This is a genomic window from Acinetobacter sp. CAU_H_56 (assembly GCF_058599425.1).
On record NZ_CM178654.1, the window covers coordinates 1477773 to 1499370 of the forward strand.

The following is a 21598-nucleotide window of genomic DNA, read 5'->3' on the forward strand; positions in this document are numbered from 1 at the left end:
TTCCAAGGAGGGGAAGTCATCGGGATGTTGCTCAGACTGACATCCCGATTCCATTTTGAATTAAGCGCTTGCGCGACGACGTTCTACTTCAGTGCTTGGCGCTGCAGCCTGGTCTTTCACCAGTTCAATATTGAACTGGATATGTTTGAATGGACCATTTAAACCACGGCGTACGATTTCAGCTTCATCGGTCACATCAACAGCAGTTGCGACCAGACCATCACGTGTGGCGAATGCAAAGTCATCCCACAGGTATTGATCGCCTTCGATATTGAACTGTGTGGTTAACTTGCGGTAACCCGGTGCAGATACAAAGTAATGCACATGAGATGGGCGGTTACCGTGACGGCCTAATTTGTCCAGTACGAACTGGGTGGTACCTTCAGGCGGGCAGCCATAACCGACCGGCATGGTGGTCAGCGCCACATATTTACCGTCTTGATCGGTAAAGATAGAACGGCGCAGGTTAAAGTCAGATTGCGACTTGTCAAAGAACGAATAGTTGCCCAGGCTGTTGGCATGCCAGACTTCAACTTTTGCACCTTCAATGATGTTGCCGTCAGTATCGGTCACTGTGCCTTCAATAATCAGGGTCGGAATTTTGCCTTCTTCAGAACCGTCATCCATACGTGCAAAACCAACTGACTCAGGTGCACCTGCAACATACAGCGGGCCTTCGATGGTACGTGGTGTACCACCAGTAATGCCGGCTTTGGCATCTGCTTCATCCGCGCGTAAGTCTAAGTAATGTTCCAGACCCAGACCTGCAGCCAGTAAGCCTAATTCATTAGCTTGACCTGCATCAGTAAAGTATTCCAGACCTTTCCAGAGTTCAGTCTGAGAAATATCAAGATCTTCGATCGCTTGGAAAAGATCACCTAATAAACGTACAACAACTTGTTGTACACGCTCATCAACTGGTCCTGTCGCTGTATCGACATTCATTTTTTTAACCAATGCATCAATTTCTTGGCGGTTCATACTATTGCTCCTAAAGTATGTTTTCATATTTTAGTGGCGCATCTTTAGCTTTATCGGCTGGCTAAATTTGGCTGGCCACAAGTCCTTTTGGTTTACCCTCAGGTGTATGGGTGAGAAGGATTTTTTTATTTCCATTCCCGAATTTATTCATTACTTGTCATCATCTCGAATCGATGATGGATGGCGGTTCAATGCCATAACTTCGATGTTCATATACGGGTAGAGCGGCAAGCCCTGTAGCAGGTTGTGCAACTCTTCATTGCTTTCAACATCAAAAATACTGATGTTTGAATACTGCCCGGTGATGCGCCAGATATGACGCCACTTACCCTGGCGTTGCAGATCCTGTGAATAGGCTTTTTCGACAGCCTTAATTTCATTGGCCTGTTCAACTGGCATATCTTTTGGAATATTGACGTCCATTCGTACTTGGAAAAGCATGGGGTTCTCCTGGAATTATTGACGACGCAAGTTGTCAATTTTGTTTTCATCCAACTCAATACCCAGACCTGGTCCTTTCGGAATCTCAAGTTCAAAGTTTTGATACTGGAGTGGGGTTTTTAAAATTTCATCAGTTAGCAGCAGAGGACCAAACAGTTCGGTGCCATAAGCGAGACTTTCAAAAGTCGAGAAGGCATGGGCAGAGGCGATGGTGCCCACCGGGCCTTCCAGCATGGTGCCGCCATACAGATCGATGCCTGCCAGCTGTGCCACTTTTGCAACTTCACAGCCTTCAATCAGGCCACCAGATTGCGCCACTTTAACTGCAAAAACTGATGAGCCATGCTGACGTGCGATCTGATAAGCAGACTGCGGGCCCATCAAGGATTCATCCGCCATGATGGCGATATCAAAACGCTGGGTTAGACGTCGCATTGCATCCAGATTGTCAATGGCGCACGGCTGTTCAATCAGGTCAATGCCGCCGTCCTGGAGTAACTGAATACCTTTAATCGCATCCAGCTCTGACCAGGCACGGTTCACATCCACACGGATCGAAATGTCTTTGCCCAATGCCTGTTTAATGGCAAGCACGTGTTCAACATCCTGTTCCACTGGACGTGAACCAATTTTCAGTTTGAAAATATTGTGGCGTTTGGCCGCAATCATTTTCTGGGCTTCAGCAATGTCTTTCTCGGTATTGCCAGATGCCAGTACCCACAGCACTGGGATGCTGTCACGTAAACGTCCACCTAGAATTTCACTCAGTGGTTGGTTCAAACGTTGTGCCTGGATATCCAGTAGCGCAGTTTGAATGGCACATTTGGCAAAACGGTTACCATTAATATTCTTTTTGATGGCTTGTAATGTCTGTGCAACATTCAAACCCGATAATGTTTTCAGAAGCGGTGCGAAGTAAGTCTCAATATTCACTTTGACACTTTCTGGGCTTTCTTCACCGTAGCCTAAACCGCCAATGGTGGTGGCTTCGCCCCAACCCACATAGCCGTCTTCGGTGGTGATTTTGACCAGGACCAGTGTCTGGGTTTGCATGGTTGCGACAGCCATCTTGTGAGGACGGATCGTCGGTATTTGAACCAGCAAGGTTTCAACTGACTTATACATAATTACGCTTCACATTCTTGCTTTAATGTTTTGACTTGATATACCTTAAAAGAATAATTTTGATTGGTCTAAGATCGATTTAGCATTTTTTTATACTTTAAAGGTATGCATAAATATGGAACTCAGGCATTTGCGTTACTTCGTCGCAGTCGTCGAAGAACAAAGTTTTACCAAGGCGGCAGAAAAACTGTTTATTGCTCAACCACCTTTAAGTAGACAGATACAAAATCTGGAACAGGAATTGGATATTCAGCTCTTTGAAAGAGGTAGCCGACCGCTTAAGACCACAGAAGCAGGTCAATTCTTCTATCAACATGCGGTTAAACTTTTGTCTAATGCGGAAGAAATCAAATCGATGACCAAGCGGATTGGCATCGCGGATCGCACTATTAGCATTGGTTTTGTCGGATCTTTATTATTCGGTTTACTGTCGCGTATTGTGTTTCTATTTAAGCAGCAACATCCCCAGCTCAAAATTGAGATGGTTGAAATGAATACTTCAGAGCAGATTCAGGCACTTAAAGAAGGGCGGATTGATGTCGGTTTTGGACGTTTAAGGATTTCAGATCCGGCAGTGAAACGGGTATTACTGCGTGAAGAACGGCTGATGGTCGCGGCACATTCTAGCCATTTTCTTTTGCAACGAGATGGCGTGAATCTGGCTGAACTGGTAGATCAGCCACTCTTTTTATACCCGAATAATGGTAAGGCTAATTTTTCTACCCAGGTGCGCGGTATATTTTCCGAGTATGGACTAGAGCCGAAAAATATCCGTGCAGTCAGTGAATTGCAACTGGCGCTGGGTTTTGTGGCTGCTGGAGAGGGTGTCTGTATTGTGCCGGAAAGTGCCCAGAATATTCGGCTGGCACATTTAAACTTTATCCCTTTATTAGATGAATTTGCGGTTAGTCCGGTCTTTATGGCTATTCGTAATATGGATGAAAGTGAATATATTCGTTATCTGTTTGATGCGGTCTATCAGGTCTATGATCTTGAAGCGATTAAATATGATCGTGCGGTGTTTTAAACAAGATTAAAACTTTTTAGATGTTATATAAAATAAGTGAAATTATTATTTAATGACTGAATTAAAGTCGTTTTATTTAGATGAATATCATTAAAGCATAGTAAATAAAGCCTTTTCTTTAAGGCAGACTTTATAGGTATAGAAGCATGCCTATTCAGTTTTGGACATTTATGCACATCTTCTGCATTGTGAATCTCATAAATTGAACTTCACAATTAGGAGGTGGAGATGTCTACAAATAAAGTGAATATAAATACGCTGATTGATGAAGCAAAGTTCACGCCTTTTCATTGGGGCGTCCTGATCTGGTGTTTGCTGATCATTATTTTTGACGGTTATGACCTGGTGATTTACGGCGTTGCTTTACCACTACTGATGCAGGAATGGTCACTCAGTGCAGTACAGGCCGGAATGTTAGCCAGTACCGCCTTGTTCGGTATGATGTTTGGTGCCATGAGCTTTGGCACTTTGTCCGATAAACTGGGACGTAAAAAAACCATCATGATCTGTGTCGCGATCTTTAGTGGTTTTACGTTTATCGGTGCCTTTGCAACATCACCTGTCGAATTCGGAATTCTACGTTTTCTTGCCGGACTAGGAATTGGTGGCGTGATGCCAAACGTCGTTGCCCTGATGACGGAATACGCACCAAAAAGGATTCGCAGTACACTGGTCGCTTTGATGTTTAGTGGCTATGCCATCGGCGGGATGACATCTGCCTTGCTTGGCGCATGGCTGGTGCCACAGTTTGGCTGGAAAATCATGTTCTTGCTTGCGGGTACTCCTTTACTGTTCCTGCCGATACTCTGGAAATATTTACCAGAATCCCTGATGTATCTGACCAATAAGCAGCAAACGGCTCAAGCGCAAAGCATTATCCAGAAAATTTCGCCAACACAGGTAATTGGATCTGACACCCAGTTTGTCCTGAATGAAGTGCAAAAAGGCGATGAAGCACCTTTAAAAGCATTATTCCAGCAAGGCCGCACATTTAGTACCTTTATGTTCTGGCTGGCATTTTTCATGTGTCTATTAATGGTCTATGCACTGGGTAGCTGGTTACCAAAACTGATGATCCAGGCTGGATATTCACTGGGTGCCAGCATGATTTTCCTGTTTGCCCTGAATATTGGCGGCATGATTGGGGCTATTGGTGGGGGGTATCTGGCAGATCGTTTCCATATTAAAAAAGTGTTGACCATCATGTTTCTTTGCGGGGCAGCTTCTTTAATCCTGCTCGGTTATAACAGTCCGCAATTCGTGCTTTATAGCTTGATTGCAGTGGCCGGTGCAGCAACTATTGGTTCACAAATTCTCCTGTATACCTTCGTGGCACAATATTATCCATCAACGGTGCGCTCTACCGGCATGGGTTGGGCTTCCGGAATTGGACGTATTGGTGCGATCGTTGGACCGGTATTGACAGGTGCTTTACTCACCATGAATTTACCGCATCAAATGAACTTCTTTGCAATTGCGATTCCCGGTTTGATTGCTGCGCTGGCAATTTTCCTGGTGAACTTAAAAATGTCTGTAGAAGGTCAAGCCCTTGCTGCACCTGAGATTCGCACTGATTCTCTCGCTGAAAAAGCAAGTTAATGGATTAAATATCAATTAATAAAGAAAACACTTCTAATGATAGAGATCGCCATCGTAAGCGGTGGTGATCTGTTGCTAGAATCGAGACGCATAATAAAAAAGTGAGTTTAGGATGAACACGAAACAATTATTTAATAATCAAACAATCACATTAAAACGCACGGTTCTGATGAGCATGATGGCAATGAGTTTAGGGGGCCTTAGCTTGTCTACCCAAGCACAAACTCCAGCTCAGTCCAATCAGCAGGAAATTGAGCAGTTGCGTCAAGAGGTTCAAGCTTTACGTGCCTTGATTGAGCAGCAGCAAACTCAGACAGCTGCTGTGACTGCCCCTGTAGCGATAACGCCAGCACCTACAAATACAGCAGTAGCGCCTGCGAGCAAACCTGTGATGAAAATTGCCAGTGGGGCCGAGTTTAATCTATACGGTAATATCCGTGCTGATGCCTCTTATCAGGCTGAGGGCGGTGCAGCGACACGTATGTATAACCAGATTAATGCGGTACCTCTTGAAGGCACAGGTGAACGCAGTGATGAGTTTAAATCCACGCTTTCAGCCACGCGTTTAGGGATGGATTTTCAAGCGCCCGTGGGTGCTGGGGATAAAGCCTTAAGTGGTAAAGTTGAGGTCGATTTCCTGGGTGGGGCTAGTTTTGATAACCTGCGTATCCGCCATGCCTATATCAGCTATGCTGACTGGTTAATTGGTCAAACCTGGTCAAACTTTGCGACCCCAGACTATATACCTGAGACGGTAGATGCACTGGTTTATGCCGGTGGTTCAATTAAACGGACGCCTCAGATTCGTCATACCAGTACTTTGAGTCCAGCGACCAATCTGGTGCTTGCAGTAGAAGATCCGAAAGATGCGACCATTACGGGAATCAAACAGCGTTTACCGGCTTTAACTGCACGCTTAAACCACAAATTTGCGGATAATCTTTCTGTCAGCGCACGTGCGATGGGGAATGAAAAACGCGTGAATGAAGATGAAAAAACAGCATGGGGTGTGGGCTTAGGTGCCAAATACGAGTTTGTTCCAGGCACCAGCCTTAAGGCAGATTATTATCATGTCAAAGGGGATAGCAGTTTTGTCTCTTACGCTAACCCAGGTGTCGTTACAGCTGCTAATGGAGATCTTCTACAGAGTGAATTTGATTCGATTACTGTAGGGCTAACGCAGCAGTTTAATGATAAATTGCGTGGCACAGTAGGCTATGGTTATATGAATTTCGACCAAGATAATGGCTATCTTGCTGCTCCTGGTCTGAATCTAACAGCAGTGAACAAAGACCTTTGGCAGGCTTGGGCCAATGTGTTCTATAACCCTACAAAACCGCTGAGTTTTGGCCTGGAATATGTTTATGGTGAACGTGAAGCACTGGGGGCTGCACCAAATGGCAGTACAAAGGGTGAAGATAACCGAGTGAATGCCGTTGCAATTTACAGTTTCTAAACTCTAGCGATTTAATATAAGAAATCTAGCGTGGATGAATTAATCCACGCTTTTTATATGATTCAGGATTACCTCTGCCAGTACATTGACAGCGTTTTCTATCTCAGAAGTCCAGTCAAATGAACAGTTCAGGCGAATATAATTCTGGCTGGTATGTTCCGGTTTAAACAGCAAAGCGGGGGCAATGGCAATATTGTGCTGAATCAGCTGTTCATATAAAACCTGACCATCCAGCTGTTCCGGCAATTTGATCCAGAGAAAATAGCCACTGGAATAATAATAAATTTCACAGACTGAATCTAAACGCGCTTTGAGTTCCTGATAAAACTTTTGTTTATACTTTTCCAGCTGCTGTCTTAGATGACGCAAATGCTTTTCATAATGATGATGGGACAGAAAATCGACCAGTGCATTTTGTAATAACGGACTAACAGTCAAAGTACTCATGAGCTGTAAATGCTGGATTGCATCGGAAAATGGGCCAGCGAAAACCCAGCCAACCCGCGCACCCATGCCCAATGTTTTGGAAAATGAAGAGCAGTGCAATACCCGTTGACGCTGATCAAAATATTTCACGGAAACCGGCTTATGAGCGCCATAATTGAGTTCCTGATAGACATCATCTTCAATCAGATATACCTGATATTCATTTAACAGTTCTGCAATTCTTTGCTTGATCTCTGAATTTACCGTAAAGCCAATCGGATTATGTGCATTCAGCATCAGCCAGCAGACTTTGATCGGGTACTGTTTAAGTGCTTGCTCAAATGATTCCAGGTCAAAACCAAACTGCGGATGTTCAGGGATTGTAATAACCTGCAAGCCTAAACGTTCAGCCGCCTGCCAGGCACCATAAAAAATGGTTTGCTGGAGCAGGATAAAATCACCCGGTTGAGTCAAAGCCTGTAAAGACAGATTGAGAGCTTCCAAGGCACCAGAAGTAATGACAATGTCATCCGAAATGCAGTTTATGCCTTGTAACTGATAGCGGTTGGCAATGAGTTGGCGTAATTCCTGATTACCCGGTGGCATATGATTTTGATGGCTATAACTGCTTTTTCTTTTGCTATGCTGCGCCAGAATCTGCATAAATCGGCTGTTATATAACAGTTCAGCATTTGGAAAAGCTGAACCAAAAGGCGCAATATTTGGAGTTTGCAGTGACTTTAAATAATTAAATACCACAGAGTTAATTTTAACTTTGGAGTTTAAGCCAATCTGTACCGCGGGTTCTTTACTGCTATAGGTTTGTGGTCGCTCTGCAATATAGTAGCCAGATTTATCTTTGGCATAAACCAATCCTTGTGATTCAAGCACCTGATAGGCATTAAGCACCGTCATCAGGCTATAGCCGGACAATTCAGTCTGTTCCCGCAATGAAGGTAATTTGTCATGCGCCTTCCATGCGCCATTTTCAATCATTTGGCGAATATTCTGGGCCAGCTTTTCAGATTTGAACATAAGAAAATAAAATCTAAACTGTACTAATATAATCAGAATTATATTATGAATAAGTTATTAAAATATAACAAATCAAAAAAATAAGTGGCTAACTGTTATATTTTTTTAAATGTATATTGTATCTATACAGCTGATTTAGGTCTGCTGATAATAAAACTCATAACGCCAGACCAACCTATGGGTGATCATATGAATTCAGAAGACAACAAAGCACCAAAATATGCGGATAGCAGTATTTCTGATGCAGCATTCAAGAAGATGATTCTCTGGTTTGCACTTTATGCCGGTTTATTCTGCCTAGGCGTTATCTTTGTCGTAAATGCAGACAAAATTATGATGAGCGGCTTTTAAAATTCTCTCCCTGAACACTATCATCGCCCCAATCTAAATTGGGGCTTTTTTTATGGCACACATTCCCAGTTTTATTTTCTAATTTTTCTGCATCCACTCTGTGACTTTGTCACAATTTGACACTCACAAAGTCAGATTTCCTTGCTAGATTCAGACTGTTTGATGATAAAAATGAATACAGGCTTTTCGCCAGCGCATCATACAGAAATAACAACGATATAGCAGATGGACAAACAACAAGGATAAAGGAGTGAAGCATGCTCGGAAATATGATGTTCCAGCCCTTACTGATCAGCAGCATGATTGAACATGCCGGTCGTTATCATGCCGATACCGAGATCATTTCTAAAAATACCGATACCAGCATTAAAAAGACCAATTGGGGAGAAATCCGGGAAAACTCGAAACGTTTTGCCAATGTTTTACAGCAATTCGGTCTGACACTCGGCGATCGGGTTGCGACCATTGCCTGGAATAATCATCGACATCTAGAATCTTGGTATGCCATTTCGGGGAGCGGGCTGGTTTGCCATACCATTAACCCGCGTTTATTTCCGGAACAGCTGGTATTTATTATCAATGATGCTGCCGATCGGGTACTGCTGTTTGATAAAACCTTTGCACCTTTAATTAAAGCCGTCAAACCGTTATTAAAAACTGTAGAACAGTATATCTGTCTGGATGCTGAAGATTGCGCGATTCGTGAAGCCATTCCGGAAGTTCAGTTTTATGATGATTTGCTTGCCCAGCAATCTGCAGAATTTGACTGGCCTGAACTGGATGAAAATACAGCGAGTTCACTGTGTTATACCTCCGGTACGACTGGAAATCCGAAAGGGGTTTTATATAGCCATCGCTCAACAGTATTGCATAGTTATGCCATTATCATGCCGGATTCCCTGAATGTAGCAGCGCGTGACATCATGCTGCCAGTGGTACCAATGTTCCATGTCAATGCCTGGGGAACCCCATATGCCGCTGCCATGGTCGGTTGTACTTTAGTGCTGCCAGGGCCGGGCCTGGATGGAGCCAGTCTGGTCAATCTGATTGATACATATAAAGTGTCTGTAGCTTTAGGCGTTCCAACGATCTGGCAAGGGCTGATTGCGGCTGCCCAGCAAAGTGGTTCAAAACTGGAAAGCCTGAAACGGAATGTGGTCGGTGGTTCTGCCTGTCCACCGGCGATGCTGAAAACCTTTAAAGAGCAGTTTAATTGCGAAACCATTCATGCTTGGGGGATGACTGAAACCAGTCCCCTCGGGAGTGCCAATCAGCTAAAAACCAAACACCTCGATCTGGCGGATGAAGAAAAAATGCAGATTCGTCTGTCTCAAGGTCGTCCACCGTTTGGCGTTGATTTACGTTTAACCGATGAAGAAAAAGGGACCCAGGAAATCGCCCGAGATGGTGAAACCATAGGTAATCTGCAAATTAAAGGACATTGGATCATTGATCATTATTTTGGCAAGGAAGAATCTGCGCTCACAGCAGATGGCTGGTTTGATACCGGAGATATTGCCACCTTAAATGAAGATGGCTTTATGAAGCTGTGTGACCGTTCCAAAGATCTGATCAAGTCAGGTGGTGAATGGATCTCTTCAGTCGATCTTGAAAATATGGCCATGGGACATCCTGAAATTGCCATGGCTGCCGTGATTGCGGCACAGCATCCTAAATGGGATGAGCGTCCCGTTCTGATTGCGATTAAAAAGCCAGAGAGTCATGTGAGTGAAGCTGAAATGCTGGATTACTATGCGGACAAAGTTGCTAAATGGCAGATCCCGGATCGCGTGATCTTTGTAGATTCAATTCCATTGAGTGGCACTGGAAAAATGTTGAAAAAAGACCTGCGTGAACTTTATGGCTCTATCTTGCTGGAACAGGCCGTAGGTTAAGCTATTTTTTTAAAAGGTAAATTTTTGCCTTTTTAACTCACCCAATATTTAAAACAGAAACTGATCTCTTATAAAGAGGTCAGTTTTTTTATATGTTTTTGCTAAAAATATACAGACCAAAAAAGCAATTTATTCAGTTCATACAGTTTTAACAGCACTTTCTGGCTAAGATTGTCTTACAAAAAGTCCAACTATGGTTTCTAAGCACATAATTTGACCTACATTGACATGGTGTGAGCTTCAGAATTCTTTATTCTGGACTACATAATAAATAGACAGTTGTACATTAATACTGTCTGCGGAATAGAGGGGATAAAAATGACAAGTATGACAACCTACAAGCCGCATTGGATTCGTGAAGATTTCATTGATTTTGTTGGTGAAAAAATCCATCCAACTTGGGCACTCAAAAAAGTCAAAGCATCGATCGTGAATATTCAGGCGGTCAGCCCGGACTTTTTCAAAATCCAGTTACGTCCAAATTATAACTTTAATCGCGGGTCATTTCAGGCCGGTCAAAATATCGCGGTGACTCTGCGTCTGGATGGAGTACGTCATCAACGTCATTATTCTATCGTGACCATTTTAAAAAATGGTGATGTGATTATTGCAGTCAAGCAGCAAGGTAAAGTGTCGCGTGCCTTAACTTTATTGCAACTGGGTGCAGTGGTCGAGCTGTCTCAGCCACAGGGCGAATTTACCTTATTAAACTCTCCTAAACCGATTCTGTTTCTGGCATCAGGCAGTGGCATTACTGCGATTTATTCCTTATTGCAAAAAGCAGTCGTGCAGTTTCAGCATCCGATTGATCTGATCTATTTCACCCGTGATGATGCATTTCATGCCGAGATCAAAACCCTGGCGTTGATGCATCCTCATCTGAAATATCATCATTTTAATACAGTCGAGCATAAGCAGCATCTGAGCCAGCAATTGCTAAACAAGCTGGTACCAGATTTTGAACAGCGTGAAATCTATGCCTGTGGTTCAGCGGGAATGATGAAAACTGCACTCAAAATTGCCGATAAACTGGCGGTGAAATCTAGCTTCCATTCTGAATATTTCCAGATTGCAATGGATGAAAAAGTGAAAGCACAGCCTGTACAGTTTTTAAGATCGCAGCAGGAATTCCAGGCAGAATCTAATCTGCTGGAAAGTGCAGAGCAGGCGGGTCTTCGTCCAGCGCATGGTTGCCGTATGGGCATTTGTAATACTTGCTCATGTACTAAAGTCAGCGGTTCGGTGAAAAACATGCTGACGGGTGAGATCGACCACGGCAGCAATACTCCAATCAAACTTTGTATTTCACAGGCCGTCAGTCCTGTGGTGATTAATTTATAAGCTATTTCAACCATTACTAAACGAATAAGAAGGTGCTCCCATGAATATGCAAATTGATTTTAAAAAACACAGTAAATCTCAATTTCTAAGCCCGGAACAGGTTGAAGAGTTCGGTGCCAAGGTTGATGCTATCCGCCGTGAAGTAATGGAAGATTTGGGCGAAAAAGATGCAGAATATATTTATAAAATCCGTAATTTTGTACGTTATAGCGAGATTGCTTCCCGCGGCATGTTGATGTTTGCAGGCTGGTTGCCACCAGTATGGTTAGCGGGCACAGGCTTATTGGGTATCTCGAAAATCGTGGAAAATATGGAACTTGGCCATAATGTGATGCACGGCCAGTTCGACTGGATGAATGATCCGAGCCTGAATGGTTCGACTTATGATTGGGATACTATTTCCACTGGGGATGACTGGAAATACACTCATAACTATATTCATCACACGTATACCAATATTGTCGGTATGGATCATGATGTCGGTTATGGTCTGATCCGTGTCAGTGAATCTCAGCCCTGGGAACTACGTTTTATCTGGAATATTCCTTTAACCATTCAGTTGATGGTGTTCTTTGAATGGTATGTGGGTGTACAGCGTTTGCATCTGGAAGATGTAATTGCCTATAAAACCAAAACCTGGAAACAGGTCTGGGAAGAAGCGGCACCTTTACGCAAAAAAATGCGTCGTCAGGTCCTGAAAGATTATGTATTTTTCCCGATTATTGCCGGTCCAAATGCGATTCCAGTATTTACGGGGAATGCGGTTGCCAATGTGATTCGTAGCCTATGGGCGTCTGCGGTGATCTTCAATGGACATTTCACTGAAGATGCTGAAACTTTTGAAATGGACAATACCGACAATGAAACCCGTGCGGAATGGTATCTGCGTCAGATCCGTGGTTCGAGCAACTTCAGTGGTGCGAACTGGTTGCATATTCTGAGTGGGAATTTAAGCCATCAGATTGAGCATCATCTGTTCCCAGATATGCCAGCAAACCGTTATGCCGAAGTTGCACCAAAAATCAAAGCCTTATGTGCTGAGTACGGGGTTCACTATAACGAAGCTAGCTTTATGAAGCAGTTCTCGACTGTATGGGTCAGACTGGCGAAATGCTCACTGCCAAATGAATGGAATCAGCAAATTGCAGAAAAAACCCACGCAGTTAAATCGGTGTTTCGTTACTTTAAATCTAAGCTTGTAAATTAATTTTTAGGGTTTCTCTATTATCCAGTTTGGTACTCCTCAATAGATTTGGATGGTCTATTGAGGATTTTTTTATCTGTTAAAAAGTGGCCAGTTCACACGAATTTATGAATGAAATATGAAGATGTTTTTCAAAAAATGACGAAGCCGGGACAGATTTACTACGGCTGAAACGCTTCGTGTACAAGGTAAGCGTATAACTCAAGGAGGTTCTTTTTATAATGGCCGCGTTCTATCATTCAAGCATTCAAGGTCTCAGTTTTGAAATATCTTAAATATTTTTCAGGCATCTCACTGTTATTGCTGTTAACCGCGTGTAATGCCCCGGAAACTCCAGCACCAGATTATCAGGGGAACTGGAAAAATACACTGGAAAATCCAAAATTGGAAAATATCTTGGTGATTTCCAAAAATGGTGAAAACTATTTCATTACCAATACCATTAAAGATAAAGAAAGCGGCAAAACCGACAAGAAAAATCCGATGCCCGCTTCAGTCGCTGATAATGGCCTGCTTCAGATTAATTCAGGTGCAGGTGTCGTTGATTTCGCAATTGACGAAAAAACTGGCAATCTGGTTGGTTCAGGCTCCGTTTATAAAAAAGCCAAATAATGCTCTAATCTAATCAATTCAGAGATAACACAAAAAATGCCATGATCAGGAAGGATTCATGGCATTTTTTTAGTTCACCAATTTTATGAGACCAGCAAAATCTTCTACAAAATAATTTGCCTTGGCTTTGATCAGATCCATTTCATGCGCAGAATACTGGTCGTAAATTGCCACTACATCAATTCCCGCATTGTTGGCAGCTTCCACCCCAATTAAAGAGTCTTCAACAATCAGGCAGTCTTTAGCCTCAATTTCAAAATGCTGGAGCGCGTTTAAATACACCTCTGGATGCGGTTTGATATTCTCGACATTTTCACGAGTCAAAATAATCGCAAAATCATCATCAAAACTGATTTTCTGATTAATCTTCTGATTATTATCCTGATAACGCTGCACATTGAATAAGCTGGTGGTAGTCGTGAGTGCCAATTGTATCCCTTGCTGTTTTAAGGCTTGAATCAGCAGCTCAGCTTGCGGTTTGAGTTCTATCACATGATCCAGAAAATGCCGTGAAATACCGTAACGGCGGTTTTTAACCTCTTCCTTGCTTGGCTTGAAACCATATAGGTCTTTTAAATAGCCACAATATTCCAGATAGGGATCGGGCATATGTCTAAAGGCTTTCAGTTGCAGGTCACGTTGTTGTTGAATCTGATCTAGACCAATTTCAATTCCAGATAATTCCTGAATCAGGGCAGCATCGACCTGGTTCCAGATTCCCACTGAATCAATCAGGGTTCCATCCAGGTCAAAACACACCAGCTTTTTATCTTTAAACATGACACCCCCCATTTCTCTTTCACCGCCATTATCCCGTTTTTAGAAAGAGATAAAAAGTCCAGTTTGGGTGCACATCCAGACTGTATTTATCAATGAATTCCTAAAATGAACTTATTTTGAGCATTTTAAGTATTACTAATAATAAAAATCGTAATACTAAATTGGCACAGCATTTGCATTTATCTACCCATCATAAAGTGATCTAGGGTTCCGGCAGTTTTTTCAAAAAAACTGCGGCTGAGACCGAGAGTTCACGGCTCGATTTGAGCTACACGGAGGGATAAAAGCCCGGGAGGTTGGAACAAAAACCTTAGAGAGGTCATGTACATGGGCGCAATAGACAATAAGTACCATAACAATCAAACACTTTGGACTGAAATCCTGCCGGGAGGGCATCACTGGTCCGGGCGCATTCAAAAAGGTGCGGTTCTGCAATTCAAGGCACTAGGTGCCAATGCCAACGTATCCCTGTTCTGTGTCAATGCTGAAGATAAACTGGAACGTTACAACATGCCAGACAGTCTGAAAGGCCAGCATACAGCTTACCTGACAGCAGGGAATGTGCTGTATTCCGATCTGGGTCGTGTGATGGCTTCCATTGTTAAAGATGAAGCTGGCTGGAACGATACCTTCTGTGGTCCATCTCGTCCTGAACAGATTGAAAAACAGTTTGGCATCCGTAGCTTCCAGGATGCCCGCAATGACATGTACCAAAGCGGTTTAGATGGTCTGTTAATTGAATTATCTAAATTCTCACTCGGTCAGACTGACCTGAGTGCAACCGTCAATCTGTTCTCTAAAGTCACTCCAAATGATGCCGGCGCATTGTCTTATGTGCCTTCAGACAATACTGATCAAATCATTGAACTGCGTTTTGAAATGGATTGTCTGGTGTTCCTGTCTGCTGCACCACATGGACTAGATAACAGTGCGGAATATCAACCGGCTGATATTCAATTATCTTTGTTTAAAGCCAATAGCTTAGGCGAAACCGATATCTGTCGCGACTCCTGTCCACAGAACCAGCGTGCATTCCAGAACAACGCACGTTACTACGCACTTTCAAACGTTTAAGGCAGGAGAATAACCATGACAGCTCTACAACAATTCGAAAAAACCGTACTTAGCGAAATCTGTCCTGCCGGTGAAGCATGGATGTGCGAAGTCAAAAAAGGCCAGTATTTCCGCATCATCGATCTGGAAGGAAATCAGGCAGTCGATACCTTATTTATCTCTGCTGAAAATCCGGAAGAGCGTTATAGCGCAACCGATACACTGGCGATTAACCAACAGATTTATTTGGAAAAAGGCACGACTTTATACAGTAACTTTGGCCGTGCCATTGCTGTGATCAATGATGATAACTGTGGTCGTCACGACACTTTAGGTGGTGCATGTTCATGTGAAAGTAATACAATTCGTTATGCATATGACAAATACCCGATGCACAGCTGCCGTAACAATTTTATGTATGCGCTGGCAAAACATCCAGTGGCAAAAAAACATGGCTTAAACGTGCGTCACATCGGTCCAAACATCAACTTCTTTATGAATGTGCCTGTGACTGCCGATGGTCACCTGAAATTTGATGATGGTATTTCTGCACCAGGCAAATATGTGGAAATCAAGGCCGAAATGGACCTGATCGTGCTGATCTCGAACTGCCCGCAGTTGAATAACCCATGTAATGCCTACAACCCGACACAAATCCAGCTAGTTGTGCGTGAAGGCGAGGAGGCTTAAGTCATGTTTAATAAAGTTCTGATTGCCAACCGTGGCGCGATTGCCTGCCGCGTGATCCGTACCCTGAAAAAACTGGGGATTCAATCTGTAGCCGTTTATTCAGAAGCAGACCGTGATTCACTCCATGTGACTTTAGCGGATGAGGCGGTGTATATCGGTGAAGCCCCAGCCAGCCAAAGTTACCTGAATATTGAGAAAATTCTGGAAGTCGCGAAACAGACCGGTGCTGAAGCGATTCACCCGGGTTATGGCTTCCTGTCTGAAAATGCTGAATTCTGCGACCTATGTGAATCACAAGGCATTGCCTTTATTGGGCCAAACTCAGCACAAATGCGTGCTTTTGGTTTAAAGCATACGGCGCGTGAGCTGGCAATTCAAGCCAATGTACCTTTACTTCCAGGTAGCCAGTTACTGGCAGATGAAGCTGAAGCCTTAACGGAAGCGAGTCGCATTGGCTATCCTGTGATGCTGAAAAGTACCGCAGGCGGTGGCGGGATCGGCATGCGTCTGGTCTGGAACGAAGCTGAGCTGAAAGATGCCTATGCAACCGTATCTTATCTTGCACAAGCCAACTTCAAAGATGCAGGTCTGTACCTGGAAAAATTTGTACAAAATGCCCGTCACATCGAAGTGCAGATTTTTGGTGATGGCCAAGGCAAAGTGATTGCTTTAGGTGAACGTGATTGTTCAGTACAACGCCGTAACCAGAAAGTGATCGAGGAAACGCCAGCACCGCACATTAACGATGAACAACGTGCTTATATCCAGAATGTCGCGATTCAGCTGATGGAGTCAGTGAATTACCGTTCTGCCGGTACGGTTGAATTCGTCATGGACACCGATACGCAAGAATTTTATTTCTTGGAAGTGAATACCCGTCTACAAGTCGAACACGGCGTGACCGAGCAAGTCTTTGGTGTGGACCTGGTGGAATGGATGGTGACATTGGCCAGCGGTGATTGGACTGCACCAACTGAACCATTAGAATCGAAAGGGCATTCGATTCAAGTACGTTTATACGCCGAAGATCCAATCAAAAACTTCCAACCAAGCGCAGGCTTACTGACACATGTTGAGTTTGATGACAATGCTCGTAATGAAACATGGGTGGAAACAGGCTCGAATGTATCATCCTTCTACGACCCGATGATTGCCAAAATCATTGTCACAGCAAACGATCGTGCTTCTGCCATTCAAGCCATGACAGACACTTTGGCGAAAACCTCTGTTGCGGGGATTGAAACCAATCTTGAATATTTACAAAACATTATCGACTGTGAGGTATTTAAAGCCGGCACACAAACCACACGCTTCTTAAATACCTTTGAGTGGAAAACTCAAAAGATTGAAGTGCTACAAGCCGGCATTCAAACCGCAGTACAAGATGTCACAGGTCGTTTGGGCTATTGGGATGTCGGTGTGCCGCCATCGGGTGCGATTGATCCATTATCACTGAATGTCGCAAACCAGTTGCTTGGCAATGCCTATAACACTGCAGGCTTAGAATGTACGCTACAAGGTCCGACTTTAAAATTCCATTGTGACAGCCAAATTGTACTGGCAGGTGGCGATATGCCATCTACACTAGATGGTGTTCAAGTTCCAATGTGGCAGACCGTCAATGTGCGTAAAGGTCAGATTCTCAAATGTGGCAAAATCGCGACAGGTTGCCGTACCTATATCGGCATCAAAGGCGGTTTGAATGTGCCTGAATATCTCGGCTCACAAGCGACCTTTACTTTAGGTCAGTTTGGCGGTCACGCAGGTCGTAACTTATTGATTGGCGATATGTTACCGATTACTGCATTTACAAGTGATGAAGTCAAAGTACTGGCACCTGAACAAGTTCCAACATTCAGTCATGAATGGGAAATTGCGGTGATGTATGGTCCACATGGTGCGCCAGACTTCTTTACCAAAAATGACATCGATACCTTCTTTGCCAATACTTTTGAGATTCACTTTAACTCTAGCCGTACCGGTATCCGCCTGATTGGTCCTAAACCGGAATGGGCACGTGAAGATGGCGGTGAAGCAGGTCTGCATCCATCCAATATTCACGACAACGCGTATGCGATTGGTGCGATTGATTTCACTGGTGATATGCCAATCATTCTCGGTCCAGATGGTCCAAGCCTCGGTGGTTTTGTCTGTCCAGCAGTGGTGATCAATTCTGAGCTGTGGAAACTCGGTCAGCTCAAAGCCGGTGACAAGGTGAAATTTATCCCCGTGAGCTATCACCAAGCCAAACTGCTCAATGAAAAATATCATGTACAACTAGAAGCATCAGATACCCAATCGGTGGCATTTGATGAATCATTCTATCCTGAACTGGCTACGCTGAAAAATGCCGTACTAGATACCTTAAAAGGTGAAAATGGTGCGCCGGATGTGGTGTATCGTCCAGCGGGTAACAACTATATGCTGGTGGAATATGGTGAGCTGGTGCTGGATCTGAATCTGCGTTTCCGTATCCATGCCTTGATGCAATGGGTTCAAAAACAGAATATTCCAGGCATTATCGACCTGACGCCAGGCATCCGTTCGCTGCAAATTCATTTTGATTCGATCAAGCTGGATCAGCTCGACTTGCTGCGTCTGTTGCAAGTGGCTGAAACTGAACTGCCTGATGTCACTGAAATGGAAGTGCCATCACGTACCGTGTATTTGCCACTGGCTTGGGAAGATTCCCAAACCCAACTGGCAACCGAACGCTATATGCAAACTGTGCGTCCAGATGCACCGTGGTGTCCGGACAATATCGAGTTTATCCGCCGTATTAATGGCCTGAAAGATAAACAGGCAGTCAAAGATGTGGTGTATAACGCTAGCTATCTGGTGATGGGGCTGGGTGATGTGTACCTGGGTGCGCCTGTAGCGACGCCACTTGATCCGCGTCAGCGTTTAGTCACAACGAAATATAATCCGGCGCGTACCTGGACACCTGAAAATGCCGTGGGGATCGGTGGTGCTTATATGTGCGTGTATGGTATGGAAGGCCCTGGTGGTTATCAGTTCGTGGGTCGTACTACGCAAATGTGGTCGCGTTACCGTAAAAATGTCGACTTCGAGCAAGGCAAACCATGGTTACTGCGCTTCTTTGACCAGATCAAGTTCTATGAAGTGTCTGAAGAAGAACTCATGCAAATGCGTGAGGACTTTAAGGCAGGCCGTCTGAAACTGCGTATTGAAGAAGGTGTGTTGAACCTGAAAGAGTACAACCAGTTCCTGACTGACAATGCCGACACCATTAGCGAGTTTAAGGCAACGCAACAAGCCAACTTTGAAGCGGAACGCCGTCGCTGGCATGAAGCTGGACTGGCAGAATACGTGTCTGAAAGTCTGGATGCCGTGGATGATGGTGAAACGGTTGCGATTCCGGAAGGTGGTTGTGCGGTGGAATCGCATATGCCGGGTTCAATCTGGAAAATCGAATGTCAGTCTGGTGATATCGTGGAAGAAGGTGCGACCTTGGCTGTAATTGAAGCGATGAAGATTGAGATTCCGATTATTGCCCCTGAACGTATGCGTGTAGATACGATTACGATTGAGAAAGGGCAAACAGTGAAAACGGGGCAGGTGTTGTTTACGTTGGCGCCAGTGGCTTAAAGAATCCTCCCTAACCCTCCTTTGAAAAAGGAGGGAATTTCCCCTCTTTATTAAAGAGGGGTTAGGGGAGATTAAAATTTATTTATTACATCTTTCAATATGCTTAAAAATTTTTTCACATAATTCTTTAGCTTTAGGTGTAAGCTTCCAATCAGGATTTTCATCAAAATCTTTGATAATTTCACGGCAAAATTTTAGTTTATCTTTAATAGTCCCGACACCAGGACCATCAGCAAAAGCAGTTTTGGTTGTATTTGATGTTGGTTTCTTAATTTTTTCATCTATTAAGCGACCAATACCGTATTGAGCATTATCAAAATAATCATCTTGATTAATATTATCAATTAAGGAAATATCATAGCTCTGTCGTACATTTTTTAGGCGTGGAAATTTTGCTTTCGCAACTCGAATAATTGCATTTTTAGGTAGAGTATTCTCTGTTTCTTTACATTCCAAAATAATTAAATTATCTCTATTCAATTCTTTTCTTAAAAATTTTATTTTTTCAGAATTTTTTTGTATGTCTCCATCAGCAATCAATAGCATGTCACTTGCGACGGAAGTTGCACTTTGACCTCGATCTTGCTGAAGGAATTCAATTCTTTCTTCTCTTGTTTTAGGGTAATCATCATCAAATGACCAGTGAGATAAATTACTTCCGGAATATTCCACGAATGTATAATGATAATTAGGCATGAAACGACGATATTTTTTATACAACTCCTCATGGGAGTTTTCTAATTCAGATAAATATTTTTCCATATACTTAGTGATATAAAGCCGATCCGTAATCCCTTCAACCCAAATTGTACAGTTAGCCAAATAAACAGAAGAAGGTCGTACACCTAAAGATGCCAATAAGTCACGATCGCGGTCACAACGGTAAATTTTAAACTCAAATTTATTTGACTCATTCTTACTAGGTTGTTTCACAAACTTTTGAATCATCACTTGATCGGATTCATCCGCCATATCAAGTAAATGATTTGAATGGGTGGTGAAAAAATAATAATGATTAGTTTCATTTAAATAGAAATTCATAAGTTGACGAACCATACCGGCATGCATATGAAGTTCTGGCTCTTCAATAAAGAAAGCATGTACGGCATCATTTTTTATGAAAGCTTCATAAGTTAAAATGATAACTTGTTGTAAACCATCACCTAATTGAGAAATAGGAAATTGTCTGTCATTACCTATTTTGATATTTACAACATCTTGGTCATGTTTAGGTATTAGAGAAATTGGATCGTTATCAAAAAAATATTGACTTAATTTTGCTTCATAATTTTTAATTAAATCACGTTGTTCAGGTTCACCTAATAGATGAATTTTAAGTTCATGGTATAGACATTCACCTGTAATAATATTTTGGGAAGTAAATTTACTTAAATTGGTGAAATAATCTTTTTTAGCACGTTCTATGTAGGGCTGCTTATTTTCTAAGTCTGTTACAGGACGCATACCACGTAGAATAGGAATATAGAATTTTTCTTTGAAAAAACCAGAGATAATTTTTAAATCTTCATCATTAAGTTCAAATAAACTATAATTATCTAAATAATTATGTATTTTTGAATTTCTTTCTAGATGCCCCTTTATGGAAGAATTAAGATAAATCAATTGATCAACTCTTTTTTCAGAAAGATTTTTAATTAAATCTTTGTATAAAGATTTAATGTCTGAATGAGTTGTACTGTATCCCAAAACATCATCTATTTGAGGAAGTTTATTTTTTAAAATTATTAAATTCTTTAATAGTTCTTTATATTTATATATTCCACATGGATAGTTATTTACGAAAAGACTTCTAAGAAACCTACTTTTTCCAGAATTATTTTTTCCAATAAAAAAATTCAACCGTTTAACTTCTACAACTTCAGAATAATCTGCAGCATTATCAGAACTATAATTCTCTATATTTTCAGCCCAATAATATAATTTTTCTGTCATAAAAAAGCCCCCGAATTATG

General features: G+C 42.7%; 17 protein-coding genes and 1 riboswitch. Of the genes, 11 read left to right on the forward strand and 6 right to left on the reverse strand.

Annotation, left to right across the window (positions count from 1 at the left end; genetic code table 11):
• Window positions 1-60: 60 nt before the first annotated feature.
• From catA to AC4MCC_RS07225, 3 genes are all read right to left on the reverse strand, one after another.
• Entirely contained in the window at window positions 61-981 is a 921-nt protein-coding gene (gene catA / locus AC4MCC_RS07215; RefSeq protein WP_491876774.1) for a catechol 1,2-dioxygenase, read from the reverse strand.
• A gap of 150 nt (window positions 982-1131) precedes the next feature.
• On the reverse strand, window positions 1132-1422 hold the full coding sequence (gene catC / locus AC4MCC_RS07220; RefSeq protein WP_104426111.1) for a muconolactone Delta-isomerase: 291 nt from the start codon (window positions 1420-1422) through the stop codon (window positions 1132-1134).
• Between the two features lie 15 nt (window positions 1423-1437).
• Entirely contained in the window at window positions 1438-2547 is a 1110-nt protein-coding gene (locus tag AC4MCC_RS07225) for a muconate/chloromuconate family cycloisomerase (RefSeq protein ID WP_419364396.1), read from the reverse strand.
• 115 nt (window positions 2548-2662) lie between these two features.
• Between AC4MCC_RS07225 and AC4MCC_RS07230 the strand changes: the two genes are divergently transcribed.
• The 3 genes from AC4MCC_RS07230 to AC4MCC_RS07240 all read left to right on the forward strand — a co-directional run bounded on the left by AC4MCC_RS07230 (window position 2663) and on the right by AC4MCC_RS07240 (window position 6629).
• Window positions 2663-3574 carry a LysR substrate-binding domain-containing protein gene (locus AC4MCC_RS07230; RefSeq protein WP_312157081.1) on the forward strand — a complete coding sequence of 304 codons (912 nt, stop codon included), beginning with the start codon at window positions 2663-2665 and terminating at the stop codon, window positions 3572-3574.
• Window positions 3575-3802: 228 nt separating this feature from the next.
• Window positions 3803-5173, forward strand: a complete 1371-nt coding sequence (locus AC4MCC_RS07235) for an MFS transporter (RefSeq protein ID WP_180131716.1) — start codon at window positions 3803-3805, stop codon at window positions 5171-5173.
• 112 nt (window positions 5174-5285) lie between these two features.
• Entirely contained in the window at window positions 5286-6629 is a 1344-nt protein-coding gene (locus tag AC4MCC_RS07240; protein ID WP_491880068.1) for a DcaP family trimeric outer membrane transporter, read from the forward strand.
• A 39-nt stretch (window positions 6630-6668) separates the two neighbouring features.
• Here AC4MCC_RS07240 and AC4MCC_RS07245 read toward each other — a convergent pair whose 3' ends face one another.
• A complete protein-coding gene (locus AC4MCC_RS07245; protein ID WP_491880067.1) occupies window positions 6669-8090 on the reverse strand; it encodes an aminotransferase-like domain-containing protein in 1422 nt (473 codons plus the stop codon).
• A 189-nt stretch (window positions 8091-8279) separates the two neighbouring features.
• Here AC4MCC_RS07245 and AC4MCC_RS07250 point away from each other — a divergent pair, with 189 nt between their 5' ends.
• The 5 genes from AC4MCC_RS07250 to AC4MCC_RS07270 all read left to right on the forward strand — a co-directional run bounded on the left by AC4MCC_RS07250 (window position 8280) and on the right by AC4MCC_RS07270 (window position 13493).
• Window positions 8280-8441, forward strand: a complete 162-nt coding sequence (locus tag AC4MCC_RS07250) for a hypothetical protein (protein ID WP_162835335.1) — start codon at window positions 8280-8282, stop codon at window positions 8439-8441.
• A 257-nt stretch (window positions 8442-8698) separates the two neighbouring features.
• On the forward strand, window positions 8699-10336 hold the full coding sequence (locus AC4MCC_RS07255; protein ID WP_491876778.1) for a long-chain-fatty-acid--CoA ligase: 1638 nt from the start codon (window positions 8699-8701) through the stop codon (window positions 10334-10336).
• A 318-nt stretch (window positions 10337-10654) separates the two neighbouring features.
• Window positions 10655-11677: a flavin reductase family protein gene (locus AC4MCC_RS07260; RefSeq protein ID WP_419374728.1), complete on the forward strand. Its 1023-nt coding sequence runs from the start codon at window positions 10655-10657 to the stop codon at window positions 11675-11677.
• Window positions 11678-11717: 40 nt separating this feature from the next.
• Complete coding sequence (locus AC4MCC_RS07265; protein WP_419374729.1) at window positions 11718-12884, forward strand: fatty acid desaturase family protein; 1167 nt, start codon at window positions 11718-11720, stop codon at window positions 12882-12884.
• A 258-nt stretch (window positions 12885-13142) separates the two neighbouring features.
• Window positions 13143-13493, forward strand: a complete 351-nt coding sequence (locus AC4MCC_RS07270) for a hypothetical protein (protein WP_491885818.1) — start codon at window positions 13143-13145, stop codon at window positions 13491-13493.
• A 69-nt stretch (window positions 13494-13562) separates the two neighbouring features.
• On the opposite strand, the gene AC4MCC_RS07275 is transcribed toward AC4MCC_RS07270, so the two are convergent.
• Complete coding sequence (locus AC4MCC_RS07275; protein WP_491880064.1) at window positions 13563-14273, reverse strand: HAD family hydrolase; 711 nt, start codon at window positions 14271-14273, stop codon at window positions 13563-13565.
• Window positions 14274-14464: 191 nt separating this feature from the next.
• Window positions 14465-14570, forward strand: a riboswitch (guanidine-I (ykkC/yxkD leader).
• A 30-nt stretch (window positions 14571-14600) separates the two neighbouring features.
• On the opposite strand from AC4MCC_RS07275, the gene AC4MCC_RS07280 reads away from it, so the two are divergent.
• From AC4MCC_RS07280 to uca, 3 genes are read left to right on the forward strand one after another with little or no spacing between them, the layout of a single operon-like run.
• Entirely contained in the window at window positions 14601-15347 is a 747-nt protein-coding gene (locus AC4MCC_RS07280) for an urea amidolyase associated protein UAAP1 (RefSeq protein WP_491880063.1), read from the forward strand.
• A gap of 15 nt (window positions 15348-15362) precedes the next feature.
• Window positions 15363-16016 (forward strand): urea amidolyase associated protein UAAP2, encoded by a 654-nt coding sequence (locus AC4MCC_RS07285; RefSeq protein WP_491880062.1) that lies wholly within the window; start codon window positions 15363-15365, stop codon window positions 16014-16016.
• A gap of 3 nt (window positions 16017-16019) precedes the next feature.
• A complete protein-coding gene (gene uca / locus AC4MCC_RS07290) occupies window positions 16020-19625 on the forward strand; it encodes an urea carboxylase (protein ID WP_491885819.1) in 3606 nt (1201 codons plus the stop codon).
• A gap of 78 nt (window positions 19626-19703) precedes the next feature.
• Here the strand turns inward: uca and AC4MCC_RS07295 are convergent, their stop codons facing one another.
• Window positions 19704-21578, reverse strand: coding sequence for an AAA family ATPase (locus AC4MCC_RS07295; RefSeq protein WP_491885820.1), 1875 nt, complete (start codon window positions 21576-21578; stop codon window positions 19704-19706).
• Between the last annotated feature and the right edge of the window lie 20 nt (window positions 21579-21598).

Excerpts from the sequence above, each read along its gene's own strand:
- catA (WP_491876774.1), bottom strand. The coding sequence starts at position 981 with ATGAACCGCCAAGAAATTGATGCATTGGTTAAAAAAATGAATGTCGAT.
- catC (WP_104426111.1), bottom strand. The coding sequence starts at position 1,422 with ATGCTTTTCCAAGTACGAATGGACGTCAATATTCCAAAAGATATGCCA.
- AC4MCC_RS07225 (WP_419364396.1), bottom strand. The coding sequence starts at position 2,547 with ATGTATAAGTCAGTTGAAACCTTGCTGGTTCAAATACCGACGATCCGT.
- AC4MCC_RS07230 (WP_312157081.1), top strand. The coding sequence starts at position 2,663 with ATGGAACTCAGGCATTTGCGTTACTTCGTCGCAGTCGTCGAAGAACAA.
- AC4MCC_RS07235 (WP_180131716.1), top strand. The coding sequence starts at position 3,803 with ATGTCTACAAATAAAGTGAATATAAATACGCTGATTGATGAAGCAAAG.
- AC4MCC_RS07240 (WP_491880068.1), top strand. The coding sequence starts at position 5,286 with ATGAACACGAAACAATTATTTAATAATCAAACAATCACATTAAAACGC.
- AC4MCC_RS07245 (WP_491880067.1), bottom strand. The coding sequence starts at position 8,090 with ATGTTCAAATCTGAAAAGCTGGCCCAGAATATTCGCCAAATGATTGAA.
- AC4MCC_RS07250 (WP_162835335.1), top strand. The coding sequence starts at position 8,280 with ATGAATTCAGAAGACAACAAAGCACCAAAATATGCGGATAGCAGTATT.
- AC4MCC_RS07255 (WP_491876778.1), top strand. The coding sequence starts at position 8,699 with ATGCTCGGAAATATGATGTTCCAGCCCTTACTGATCAGCAGCATGATT.
- AC4MCC_RS07260 (WP_419374728.1), top strand. The coding sequence starts at position 10,655 with ATGACAAGTATGACAACCTACAAGCCGCATTGGATTCGTGAAGATTTC.
- AC4MCC_RS07265 (WP_419374729.1), top strand. The coding sequence starts at position 11,718 with ATGAATATGCAAATTGATTTTAAAAAACACAGTAAATCTCAATTTCTA.
- AC4MCC_RS07275 (WP_491880064.1), bottom strand. The coding sequence starts at position 14,273 with ATGTTTAAAGATAAAAAGCTGGTGTGTTTTGACCTGGATGGAACCCTG.
- AC4MCC_RS07280 (WP_491880063.1), top strand. The coding sequence starts at position 14,601 with ATGGGCGCAATAGACAATAAGTACCATAACAATCAAACACTTTGGACT.
- AC4MCC_RS07285 (WP_491880062.1), top strand. The coding sequence starts at position 15,363 with ATGACAGCTCTACAACAATTCGAAAAAACCGTACTTAGCGAAATCTGT.
- uca (WP_491885819.1), top strand. The coding sequence starts at position 16,020 with ATGTTTAATAAAGTTCTGATTGCCAACCGTGGCGCGATTGCCTGCCGC.
- AC4MCC_RS07295 (WP_491885820.1), bottom strand. The coding sequence starts at position 21,578 with ATGACAGAAAAATTATATTATTGGGCTGAAAATATAGAGAATTATAGT.